The following is an 11724-nucleotide window of genomic DNA, read 5'->3' as shown; positions in this document are numbered from 1 at the left end:
TGTTGCCAGACTTAAGCGCGGATACGGAAGTTCTGACTTGTGGGTGCTTTAAAACGTTGAGTCTATCAACGCATCTTGCTGCTTGCTTGTATGGGCGAGATTGTTTGCGGCAATCGGCGCGCCGAGATAAACTTATAAGTTCGCGTTTAAATTGAAGCCAGCTGTCAACTCGACTGACACATTAATCATCTTATAAATAAAATTTGTCTTCTCAACTTACGGTGCTCTCCGTTGGCCGGGTAGGTGCTCAGCCGCCGGTGCAAGCGATCGGCGCAGCCAGGCCTATGGTCCATGAGAGTCGACCATCTACTATCGCCAGTGTCTGCTGGCCGTCGGAATAGGTCGTTCCATCTGTCCCTTGGGAGGGCAGGTCGATGGCGGGTTTGCCGTTGATAGATACCGAAGCGCTCTCTCCGAGGAGACGAACAGCCAGATGAGTGCCGTCTTTGCACACGTAATCGCTGACAGGGTGGGGATTCCCTCCGCCTATCGACGCGCCTGACGCGGAATTCACCAAGCTGATAAGTAACACCACACTGGTTGCTGCGACTGAAATCTTTTTTTGCATGGCTATTCTCCCAAGAAATGCCCGTACCACTATGGTCGCAAACTTAATAGCATCGTAATCTTTATTGGCGATTAGTATTCTATACCGTAACAACAATATTGGAAGTCAAAAAGAAACGGGGCACCTTTAAGATGGTTACGATATTTGCGCTCTCCGTCCAAATGTCTCTCCTTGCGTTTGCTGCATTAGGGGGAGCGTTTTTTCTGTTTGGGCGTCTGATGCTGCATATATTTGCAAAATATGCCGAACGTGACCCTCTATCGATACCAGTCGGAGCATTTGTCGCTACAGTGGCGACGGCTTGGGCACTTGCACTCGGATTTGTCGCGGCTGACATATGGGCCATTACCGCAAAAGCAAATCAAGCCACACGCGATGAGCGCTCCGCGATCATTCGATTGATTGGAATTGCCGATTCTCCAGAAATCGATGCACCTCCTCTGCGAGAGGTATTGATCCGCTACAGGAACGCTGTCGTAGACGATGAATGGGTGAAGAACATAAACCTGCAGCCAGCTGGCTCGGTCGAAAAGTCCCTGCAGGACATCCGCGACGTGATATTGAAAATGAGCAAAGAAAACATTCCAGGTCCCGTAATTTCGTATTTATTAAGCGATCTTGATATTCTGCAAGATGCCAGAAGCATGAGGCTTTCTATTGGAACGACGTCTGTGGATTCCTACAGATGGTATTTGGTTATTTCTCTCACTATCATGACAGTAATTGCGATTTCTTCAACACATTCAGACAGAGTTCGAGCCGGAATTGTGGCTCTGCTTATATACACGGTCAGCGCAACTTTATGTCTGTGGATCCTGGCGATTCATGCAAATCCATATCAGGGAATTGCTAAAATCGAGCCCACGATTTTAATGTCATCCCATTGACCGGTTCGTAAGTGGTCGCGGTAACAAAGTTAGTGGTGTGATCGGGACATTTATGTGCATTGACACGCGTTAAAAAGCTTTAACCAAAAGTAGATTATCCGTGCATTCCTGCCGTCTAAATACGACACCTGCCGTATATCATTGCGTTTCAGCGAAGCCTAATACTCCTGCCATTGGACCATGGGGAGGAGCCATTATGTCGTCGCTGGACTTATGGATACCGTTTGCTGTTGCGACGTTGACATTTGCTTGCGTGCCAGGGCCAGCAATACTTTACATGACCGCGCAAACCCTTGCGCACGGTCGCAATGCTGGCCTGATGGCGGCTCTTGGTGTTCATCTGGGATGTTACGTGCATATCGTTGCTGCCACGATAGGCCTTGCATCGTTGATGGAACACGCACCGATCATCTACGCAATTATAAGGTTTGCCGGTGCCGGATATCTGATCTGGTCGGGGTTCGCCCTATTCTTTAATTGGAATAGAGAAGGCGATCAATCCGGAAGTCCGGTATCAAAAACGTTTCGCGACAGTATCGTGGTTGAAGTTCTCAACCCGAAGACAGCGCTGTTCTTCCTAACTTTTCTGCCGCAATTCGTGCAGCCGGCGACCGAAATTCCGCTCTGGCTTCAGTTCCTTGTGTTGGGCATCGTCGTAAACTTGATTTTCTCAACTGCCGACGTTGCAGCTGTCGCTATTGCATCTCTCGCCTTCGGACACTTCCACAGTAACAAGATGGGTTGGATGGTGCCAAAGGCGTGTGGCACGATACTGGTGGGGCTGGGTGCGGCTCTCGTCAGCCATCATTTTTAGTGCAGGCATGTCGTGGACGCGGCGGAAGTTAGAGGTTGTGGTTTATAGACTGATGATAAGAGAGAGGCATTGCGCTCAACCAAACTGGAGCACTTAGACTCAACGAATGTGCTTTGTTTGCGCTCAGTGGTCCGCGATGGGTTGCCGCGTTGTAATGCCACTTTATGGCTGGCCATCGCTTGATTTTGCTGCGATATATCCAAATGAAAGGCGATTTGGATGGTCCAGAAGCAAGTCATTAAAGCGAACCTGTCGGAACAGATTTATCGCAATCTGCGCCTCTCTCTCATGGAGGGTGAATATCGTCCGGGGGAGCGTCTCACGATTAGCGGTGTGGCCGAACTTTACGGTACATCGATTACGCCGGTGCGCGAAGCTATCATGCGTTTGGCCTCGGAGCAGGCCTTGAATTTTGTTGCCGCCACCTCGGTCGCGGTGCCTGTTTTGACGCCGCGCGATCTGCGCGAGATTGTGGCTATTCGCAACAATCTGGAAGGAATGGCGGCCTTCCGCGTCGGCCAAACTGCCACAGGTGAGATTGTAGAAGAATTCGAGAAGCTCAATGCGAGTTTCACCGCAGCGGCGGCACAAGACCCACGCGAGGCCGCTCAGACAAATCGTGAGTTTCACTTTCTGATTTTGCGCCGCGCCGAGCTGCCCTATGTCGAAACGATTTGCGAAAACATGTGGACACTGATGGGGCCGTTCCTGCGTACATTTCACGAGGAAATGCCGGTCAGGCAATTGTCCGGCGAAGATCATCAGCATTTCCGCTTCATTGAGGCTTTGCGCCGCAACGATCCTGACGCAGCACGCAATGCGATGCAGGCTGATATTCAATGGGCGAATGAACTCGTCGCCCGGATAGAAGAAAAGAACAGCGAGAACGCTCGTTGAGTGGTGTTGTGCCGTGCCCCGTAATGGACGAGGCACGGCCTTTATCATGCGATGGAATAGCCGCCGTCCACCGGGAGTAGCGCTCCATTGATATAACGCGCGGCAGGTGAGATCAGAAAACCGATCACCTCCGCGATTTCTTCAGGCTCCGCCCAGCGTCCAAGCGGAATACGTGCTGTGATAACTGGCTCGCGCGATGGATCGTTTTTAGCGCCTGCTCCCATCCGCGTGTTTACCCACCCCGGAGCAATGGCGTTGCAGCGTATTCCCTCACGTCCCCACGCGACGGCAAGGGAACGCGTCAGTGCAACTATGCCGCCCTTGGATGCGGCATAAGCGGGCGCGTTGGCCGAACCGAACCAGCTCCACATGGATGCGATGTTGACGATGCTGCCTTTTGCGGCCAGCAACTTTTCCCGCGCTGCGGTCGCTGCTGCCAGAGAGGCGGTGAGATTGACCTCAAGCACCCTATGGAATTCAGCTGCCTGCCATTCGCGCGCCTGCCGAATGATACCAGCGCAATTGATGAGCGCATCAATTCGTTCGGCACTGTTCATCAACCGGTCAAGATCATCGGTATTGGTCACATCCGTTTGGATGAACTCAAGCCCCTCGGGCAGGGGCTCTTCCTTGTCCATGCCGCCAGCGATCACCCGCCAGCCCTGCGACAGCAGAAATCTGCTTGTGGCCAGGCCGATACCAGTGCCGCCGCCTGTGATGACTGCCGTTTTCATGCCATTTGACCTTTGCGAATGAAGGATTCCGCGACTTCGTGAATACCGGCCCCATCAAGCTTATAATGTGCGTAAAGATGCGTCGGCGGAGCGATCAACGCGTATTCGTCATAAATGCCATGGCGCTTCAGGCGCACGCCCTTGCCCTCGTCGGCAATCACTTCTGCCACAGCCGAGCCGAGGCCCCCGAGCACATTGTGTTCTTCCACCGTCATGATGCAGCGGGATCGTTCTGCGGCTTCAAGAACGGCATCGCGGTCCAGCGGCTTGATCGAAGCCATGTCGATGACACCGACCGAATGACCAGCAGCGTTGAGTGCGACTGCTGCTTCCAGCGCAGCATGAACGGTGATGCCGCAGGCGATGATTGTCAGTTCGTCCCCGAGAGAGTGAACATGCGCCTTGCCGAACTGGAAATTCGCGCCGTCACTATAAACCACCGGATCGCGACCGCGCCCGATGCGGAAATAGATCGGCTGATCCCAATCGGCTGAAGCTCGGATTGCGGCTTCCAGCTGGGCCCCATCGGACGGCGAAACCACGGCCAGATCGGCGATGGAACGCATCGTTCCGATATCTTCCGTCGCATGATGCGAGGTGCCGTAGAAGCCCAGCGAAATACCCGTATGATGGCCGACCAGCCGCACCGGCTGCGCGGAATAGGCGACATCCATGCGGATTTGTTCGCAAGTCAGAAGTCCGAGAAAGGATGCGAAAGTCGCCACAAAGGGCGTAACGCCGCAGGTGGCGATCCCTGCTGCGACAGAAACCATGTTCTGCTCGGAGATGCCGAATGAAATATATCGGTCGGGATGGGCGGCGGCAAAACGGTTTAAACCATTGGAATATTGAAGGTCGGCGGAGCCGGCGACTACATTATGCCCCGCTTCGACGAGTTGCATCAGGCCATTTGAAAGGTGGTCGAGGCCGGGATTGACCATATTCAGGCCGCGATACTGCCAGGAATTAGGGGATTTCGGGCTGCTCATATCAGATTACCTTCGATTTGATTTCGGCGACGGCGGCGTCTGCGTCCTCGGTGTCCAGCCAGCCCAAATGCCAGCCCGGTTCGGTTTCCATGTAGGAAACGCCTTTGCCTTTCACTGTTTTGGAAATCACCACGACGGGGCGCTCGCGGGTGTCGTCTGCGCGCAAGCGGCGCAACAATTCCGTGACAGCGGTCACGTCATGACCGTCGACTTCATGGACTTCCCAGCCAAAAGCCGACCATTTCTGGTCAAGCGGCTCGATGTTCATCACGTCGTCCACTTTGCCGTCCAGCTGGTAGCCGTTGCGATCGACAATGGCGATAAGATTGCTCATCCGGTTCTGGGCTGCAAAGAGTGCCGCCTCCCAGACCTGACCTTCCTGCATTTCGCCATCGCCCATCATGCAGAAGACCTTGTAGGATTTGCCGGTCCAGCGCTGCGCGAGGGCGATGCCGATAGCATTCGATAGCGCGTGACCGATAGAGCCGGACGAAAAGTCCACGCCTGGAACCTTGCGCATGTCCGGGTGATCGCCGAGCGGACTGCCGAGCCGCGTGTAATCATCGAGCCATTCTTTAGGGAAAAAGCCGAGATCCGCATAAATCGGAAACAGGCCAACGGCTGCGTGGCCCTTGCCAATCGTGAACCGGTCGCGTTCGTCCCAATGCGGCTCGCCATGACGCAGGTTCATGACGTCGTAATAAAGCGCTGCGAAGGCTTCTGCCGCCGAGAAGACAGAGGTGTAGTGACCGGTCTTTGCAATATCGATCAGTCGGATGGTTTCCAGTCGAATGAATTGCGCGCGCTCGCGCAGAAATGAAACCGTTTTCTCATCGGGCATATAGCTGTTCGCGCCGGGCGATGCTCCAGCGGATGGCATTCCGACGGGCGATGGCAGGGTCATATTCTTCTCCATGGGTGGCATATGCGCCGCAAGGGCCAATCCTGAAAGCGGGCGTCATGTTTGCGTCAAGGCGGCTCCTCCCGACCAGACGAAAATATGTATATTGACTCTTGGAGGATACATCAAGCATCATATATGATATGCAATCGCAAAAAATTCGACGGGGTGGGCATTCGCTCGAAACGTCGGGGAGGAACGCAAATGATAATTTTTGGATCACCATCGCGCTATGTGCAGGGTGCAGGCGCTCTGAAAGAGCTTGGTCCCGAACTTGTTCGACTGGGCGGAGATGCAGTTCTGGTCGCCGACCCCGTGCTGTGGGAACAGTACGGAGACATGATCGAGCAATCGTTTCGAAACCAGCAGATCACAGTCGCGGTATTGATGTTCGGCGGTGATTGCACCGAGGCCGAAATCACCAGATTGCATGATGCGCTCGCGGGCGCGCCTTCTGTCGTTGCGGCAGCTGGCGGTGGCAAATGCATCGATGCGGGCAAAGCCTTGGCGCATCGCTTGCATGCCAAAGTCGTAACAGTGCCAAGCATCGCATCGACGGATGCGCCGACCTCGCACAATTATGTCATGTATGACGATGCCCATCGCATGGTGGGTGTCAGCAAACTCCGGCGGAATCCCGAGCTTGTTCTGGTGGATACGGCAGTTATCGCGAAAGCTCCGAAGCAATTTTTCCTGGCTGGAATAGGCGATGCGATCGGGAAAATTCACGAAGTAAGATGCTGCGCCAATGCGCAGGGCAAGAACATTTTCGGCGGCAGTTCCGCCTGGACAGCTGTGGTTCTGGCCGAAGCGTGTCATGCAATATTGCTGGAACATGCCGAGGCCGCACTCGCCGCATTAGACAGGAAAACACCGACGCCCGCGCTGGAGCGCGTCGTGGAAGCGACAATCCTGATGAGTGGCCTTGCTTTTGAAAGCGGGGGCTTGTCTGTCGCGCATTCGATGACGCGTGGGCTGACCGCAGTATCGCCTTTCGCGGAAAAAATGCATGGCCTTCAGGTTGCCTATGCAAATGTCGTTCAGATGCACGCCCAAGGGGCGCAGACGCCTGAAATCGATGCCTTTGTTGCCTTTTCCCGTCGTGTTGGCCTGCCAGCCACCTTGATCGAACTCGGTGGACGCGCTGCGGCTGACGACGAGATCGGAGAAATCGTCAGCAGAACGATGACTGCGCCGCATATCGGCCATCTGCCGCGTCCGCTGGATGCGGATGGGCTTGAGGCGTCAATACGGTGGGTCGAGTCCCGTTATACAACCTGAGAGAGCAATGGACATGCCTGCTCCCCATAAAGCCGCACAGGACGTGGCGAGAGTATCAGTCTTTCACATGTGCCAACAGTCCGGCGCCACCGCCTTCAATATCCATGTTCAGCGCTTCATAGGCGGCGTCGGGATCTCTGGCGCGGATGGCTTTCACAATGCGCACATGCGGATGCGGATCCCAGTTCAGCGGTACGCCGCCATCATAGAGATGAGAGAGCAGGGGCCCGCAGCGGACCCAAAGATTGGATACCATTTCATGCGTGACCGGCAGGCCCGCAATCTCACAAAGTTTCAGGTGAAATTTGGTGTTCAGCCCGATGGCGGTAGGAAAGTCATCGGCATCCTGGGCTGCACTCAGCTTATTATGAATAGCCTCAAGCGCATCGACTGCCTCTGGGCTGGCATTGAGCGCGGCTTCACGCGCAGCGTTTCCTTCGAGAAAACCGCGCACTTTACGAACTTCAATCAGCGTCGCACGGGTGAGGTGAGGCACGGAAATACGGCCACGTCCATCGATCTCAAGCGCATGCTCGGCGACAAGCCGAAACAGCGCTTCGCGCATCGGCGTGGCGCTGATTCCGAAGCTTCTGGAGATCGGACGCAACGGCAGGTCTTCGCCCGGCTTGAGTCGGCCCTCCATAAGCGCCTCACGCAGATTGGTATAGGCAAGCTCGCTAAGGTTTTGTCTTTGAATGGGTTTTATCCATTCGGTCGCTGTAGCTTCTACCATTCATCACCCCTTTGATCGGCAATCTTGCGGTTCTCAATTGACTCGGTGTTATAACATGTGGCTTATAACATATATAGACGTGGCGCGATACGGTTGAGGAGCCGGTGCGCCGGAGGAGGATTTAATGCTAGCCTTGCGCAAGCGTCTACCCGCTCCGGGTGCTGAGTTGGTAGAATGCGATCGAATTGAGGCCCTCTCCACTGGAGAGATTGCCGTTAAAGTTCATGCTGCGGGCATCTGCGGCAGCGATCTCCATGCGCATGCGTGGGAGCCTGCTTACGGCTTCATGGAATCTTTTCTGCCGCTTACCCTTGGACATGAATTTACGGGGATCGTGACTGGCCTCGGCGCTGGCGTGAGCCAGATTGCTATCGGCGATGCCGTTGTGTGCTGTCCAACCGTTGCTTGCGGAAAATGCAAATCCTGCCGCAATAGCCTTCCGGGCAGTTGTGAAACGCGCCGCGTGATTGGTCTCCATCGGGATGGTGGCTTCGCGGAGGAGGTGCGTATCCCCGCTAAAAATGCGCTGTTGCTGCCCAATGCAATGCCGCTGGACGTGGCCGCACTTACAGAACCACTGGCGGTATCGATCAATGCCGTCAATGTCGGCGAAGTCCTGTCTGGAGATCGAGTGCTGGTATTGGGACCCGGCCCGATCGGTATGGGCGTCGCGATTGTCGCCAAAGCGCGCGGCGCGAAGGTGATGGTTGCTGGTTATGATGATGATGCACGCCTCGAGCTGGCGCGCGCCATGGGCATCGAAGCTTGTGTGGACCTGAAGCATGTGAATTTGGCGGATGCTGTGACGAGCCACTTCGAGGGCGGGCTCGATATCGTTTTCGAAGCAACCGGGCGCGCTGAAAGCGTGGCTTCCGGATTGACCCAGCTTCGTTCTGGCGGCGTTCTGGTGGTTGTCGGTATCCATGCCGAACCACTTACTCTTGATCTCAATGTGCTGGTGCGCGGCAAAAAGCAATTGCGCGGCAGCCACGACGCCACACCGGAAGCCTTCGCTGAAGCCGTTGAGCGTCTCGCTGCGGAGCCTGAGCTTTATACCCGCATGATCACCCATCGTTTGCCTTTGGCTGACGCCGAAGAAGGATTTGCGCTCGCCCGAAAGCGGGCCGCGCTCAAAGTGATGCTGTTTCCCGAAGGAAATCCCAATGTCTGATATGACGACGCTTTCCGTTATAGCTGCCCGTCCGGGTGGCCCTGAAGTTCTCGAACTTGTTGCGCGTGAGTTGCCCGCCCTGAAGCCCGGCGAAATGCGCGTACAAGTGCATGCGGCAGGCGTCAATCGGCCCGATGCCATGCAGCGTGCCGGTAACTATCCACCACCGCCCGGTGTGACTGACGTTTTGGGGCTGGAACTGTCGGGCGTGGTCCTTGAGACGGCGAATGACGTCACGCGTTTCCGCGTGGGTGACCGCATCATGGCGCTGGTGGCCGGTGGCGCTTATGCTGAAGAAGCCGTGGTGCAGGCGGATGTCTGCCTACCGGTGCCAGCCGGTCTGTCGATGATTGAGGCGGCAGGTATTCCCGAAACCTACTTCACGGTTTGGAGCAACCTTTTCCAGCGTGCTCGCCTTCAGCCCGGCGAAACGGTGCTCCTGCATGGCGGCACGTCCGGTATCGGCGTGACCGCGACATTGCTGGCCAAGGCCATCGGCGCACGCATGATCACCACATGCGGTTCGGACGACAAGTGCCGTGCATCCGAAGCTCTGGGCGCGGTGGCCTCAATCAATTATCGCACAACCGATTTCGTTGAGGCCGGTCGGGCATTGACTGAGGGGCGTGGACCAGAAGTGATCGTCGATATGGTCGGGGGCAGCTACATGCAGCGCAATCTGCAATTGGTAGCCGAAGACGGACGCATTGCGCAAATCGCCTTCCAGCAAGGATCGCAGGCCCAGATGGACATGGGACCTTTGCTCTTCAAGCGCCTCACGCTGAGCGGTTCGACGCTCCGCGCGCGCCCGTTGGCGATGAAGGCGGCATTGACCCGCGCGGTGGAGACCGAGGTCTTGCCGTTGATCCTCGACAAGGGGGCTCGTCCCGTCATCGATTCCGTATTCAACCTTGCCGATGTGCGTGAAGCCCATGCCCATCTCGAAGCCTCAGCGCATAACGGCAAGATTGTTCTTAAAACGACCGCCTGCGGCGAGGAGTAAGCGCAGATGCTAGATGTTCAACGACGTTCCAATCGTACCGGCGCTCATATCTTGGCAGGCGCGTTGCAGCGCCACGGTGTTACCCGTGTCTTCGGACAGTCGATCCCTTCAGCGTTCTTTCTTGCCGCGCCTGATTTCGGCATTACGCAGGTCGGCTACCGTACGGAAAATGCGGGTGCGGCCATGGCCGATGCTTATGCCCGCGTCTCTGGGCAAGTTGCGGTCGTAACCGCACAGAACGGTCCGGCAGCAACCTTGCTGGTTCCGGGCCTCGCCGAAGCACTCAAGGCTTCTATTCCGGTTGTGGCAATTGTTCAGGATGTCCATCGCCAGTTTACCGACAAGAACGCTTTTCAGGAGCTGGATCATCTGGCGCTCTTTGACGGAGCAGCCAAATGGGTTCGTCGCGTCAGCGAGATTTCGCGTATCGAAGACTATGTCGATATGGCCTTTACGGCTGCGACGACCGGTCGTGCAGGCCCGGCTGTTCTTCTGGTTCCGCTCGATGTTCTCGATGAACTGGACGACGGTGCATTAAAGACTGCACGTCAGGCTTCTCTTGGCCATTACCCTCTTGATCCGGTTGCGCCAGATCCGGCACGTGTCAGCGAAGCTGCGGCGCTGCTTGCGTCCGCACGTCACCCTTTGGTTATTGCTGGCGGCGGCGTGCACAGTGCGCGCGGCTATGAAGCTCTGTCTGCGCTGCAGGCTCTCGGTTTCCCTGTCGCGACCACGGTGATGGGCAAGGGTGCAATCGACGAAACCAATCCGCTTTCGCTTGGCGTGGTGGGATATTTCATGGGGCCTGGCGCGCGTGCGGGTCAGCTCGCGCCGATGGTGCAGGACGCAGATGTCATATTGCTGGTCGGCAATCGCACCAATCAGAACGGCACCGACAGCTGGCAGCTTTATCCCAAAGACGCGCGCTATATCCAGATCGATATTGATGGCACAGAGGTTGGCCGCAACTACGAGGCGCTACGCCTTGTCGGCGATGCGCGTCTTGGGCTCGAAGCCCTTGTTGCAGCCCTGAAGCTGCAGGACCTGTCTGTTCGCGAGGCGCAGCGCTCGGCCACTGAGACACGCATTCGCGATGGCTTGAAGGACGGCGCAAAACTGCGCGAGACCAAGGCGGGTTCGGATGCGACACCACTGCGGCCCGAACGGATTGTCGCGGAAATCGACCGTCTGCTTACGCCCGATTCCATTGTCGTGGCGGACGCGTCCTATTCCTCGATCTGGGTCGCCGATGGTGTGACCATCCGCTCCGGCGGACAACGGGTCATCACCCCGCGGGGCCTGGCCGGTTTGGGCTGGGGACTACCGTTTGCGCTGGGCGCAAAGGCAGCTCGCCCGCAGTCGCCGGTTATTTGCCTGACGGGCGACGGTGGCTTCGCGCATGTCTGGGCCGAGATCGAAACCTCCAAGCGGATGAATTTGCCAGTTGTGGTTGTTGTGCTCAACAATCAGATTCTGGGTTACCAGAAACATGCGGAACTCAGCCTCTTTGGTGCATATACCGATGTCGTGCATTTCCAGCCGGTCGATCATGCGGCAATTGCGCAAGCCTGCGGTGTCAATGGCATCCGGGTAGAGCGCGCTGATCAACTTGCCGCTGCACTTGAGACGGCTCTTCGTTCCAATGTTCTGACTGTCATTGACGTCGTCACCGACGAACGCGCTTACCCGCCTGTCACCAGTTTCACCGGAAAACAAGCACTCGACTATTAATTCTTCAGGGAGAGA

The 11724-nt window shown here is 56.2% G+C and carries 12 protein-coding genes; 7 read left to right on the top strand and 5 right to left on the bottom strand.

Going from position 1 to position 11724, the window contains the following annotated elements; translation table 11 throughout:
- Positions 1-247 precede the first annotated feature (247 nt).
- A complete protein-coding gene (locus QLQ11_RS19200) occupies positions 248-568 on the bottom strand; it encodes a hypothetical protein (protein ID WP_171317732.1) in 321 nt (106 codons plus the stop codon).
- A gap of 131 nt (positions 569-699) precedes the next feature.
- Between QLQ11_RS19200 and QLQ11_RS19195 the strand changes: the two genes are divergently transcribed.
- From QLQ11_RS19195 to QLQ11_RS19185, 3 genes are all read left to right on the top strand, one after another.
- On the top strand, positions 700-1455 hold the full coding sequence (locus QLQ11_RS19195) for a hypothetical protein (RefSeq protein ID WP_283735692.1): 756 nt from the start codon (positions 700-702) through the stop codon (positions 1453-1455).
- A gap of 196 nt (positions 1456-1651) precedes the next feature.
- On the top strand, positions 1652-2269 hold the full coding sequence (locus QLQ11_RS19190) for a LysE family translocator (RefSeq protein ID WP_109366219.1): 618 nt from the start codon (positions 1652-1654) through the stop codon (positions 2267-2269).
- A gap of 219 nt (positions 2270-2488) precedes the next feature.
- Positions 2489-3166, top strand: a complete 678-nt coding sequence (locus QLQ11_RS19185; RefSeq protein WP_283735693.1) for a GntR family transcriptional regulator — start codon at positions 2489-2491, stop codon at positions 3164-3166.
- Between the two features lie 44 nt (positions 3167-3210).
- Here QLQ11_RS19185 and QLQ11_RS19180 read toward each other — a convergent pair whose 3' ends face one another.
- Genes QLQ11_RS19180 through QLQ11_RS19170 form a run of 3 tightly spaced genes read right to left on the bottom strand, consistent with a single transcriptional unit; the run spans position 3211 to position 5793 of the window.
- Complete coding sequence (locus tag QLQ11_RS19180; protein ID WP_283735694.1) at positions 3211-3900, bottom strand: SDR family NAD(P)-dependent oxidoreductase; 690 nt, start codon at positions 3898-3900, stop codon at positions 3211-3213.
- Positions 3897-4889, bottom strand: a complete 993-nt coding sequence (locus QLQ11_RS19175; protein ID WP_283735695.1) for a transketolase family protein — start codon at positions 4887-4889, stop codon at positions 3897-3899. Before QLQ11_RS19175 ends, QLQ11_RS19180 begins: the two co-directional genes overlap by 4 nt.
- 1 nt (position 4890) lies before the next feature.
- The gene (locus QLQ11_RS19170) at positions 4891-5793 is read right to left on the bottom strand and encodes a transketolase (RefSeq protein WP_328589813.1); all 903 of its coding nucleotides are present in this window, start codon (positions 5791-5793) and stop codon (positions 4891-4893) included.
- Positions 5794-5994: 201 nt separating this feature from the next.
- Here QLQ11_RS19170 and QLQ11_RS19165 point away from each other — a divergent pair, with 201 nt between their 5' ends.
- Complete coding sequence (locus QLQ11_RS19165) at positions 5995-7071, top strand: glycerol dehydrogenase (RefSeq protein WP_283735696.1); 1077 nt, start codon at positions 5995-5997, stop codon at positions 7069-7071.
- Between the two features lie 55 nt (positions 7072-7126).
- On the opposite strand, the gene QLQ11_RS19160 is transcribed toward QLQ11_RS19165, so the two are convergent.
- Positions 7127-7804: a GntR family transcriptional regulator gene (locus QLQ11_RS19160; protein WP_109366214.1), complete on the bottom strand. Its 678-nt coding sequence runs from the start codon at positions 7802-7804 to the stop codon at positions 7127-7129.
- A gap of 124 nt (positions 7805-7928) precedes the next feature.
- On the opposite strand from QLQ11_RS19160, the gene QLQ11_RS19155 reads away from it, so the two are divergent.
- The 3 genes from QLQ11_RS19155 to QLQ11_RS19145 are packed head-to-tail and all read left to right on the top strand — an operon-like array spanning position 7929 to position 11709.
- Complete coding sequence (locus QLQ11_RS19155; RefSeq protein ID WP_371836060.1) at positions 7929-8975, top strand: zinc-binding dehydrogenase; 1047 nt, start codon at positions 7929-7931, stop codon at positions 8973-8975.
- Positions 8968-9978 carry an NAD(P)H-quinone oxidoreductase gene (locus QLQ11_RS19150; RefSeq protein ID WP_283735698.1) on the top strand — a complete coding sequence of 337 codons (1011 nt, stop codon included), beginning with the start codon at positions 8968-8970 and terminating at the stop codon, positions 9976-9978. The genes QLQ11_RS19155 and QLQ11_RS19150 overlap by 8 nt, the downstream gene beginning before the upstream one ends.
- Positions 9979-9984: 6 nt before the next feature.
- Entirely contained in the window at positions 9985-11709 is a 1725-nt protein-coding gene (locus tag QLQ11_RS19145) for an acetolactate synthase catalytic subunit (RefSeq protein WP_283735699.1), read from the top strand.
- Positions 11710-11724 lie beyond the last annotated feature (15 nt).

Origin of the sequence: Ochrobactrum sp. SSR, from assembly GCF_030067775.1 — a bacterium.
GTDB classification, from domain to species: Bacteria; Pseudomonadota; Alphaproteobacteria; order Rhizobiales; family Rhizobiaceae; genus Brucella; species Brucella teleogrylli.
The sequence above is the reverse complement of the archived record's forward strand: the minus strand, read 5'-3'. Positions and strand labels throughout refer to the sequence as shown.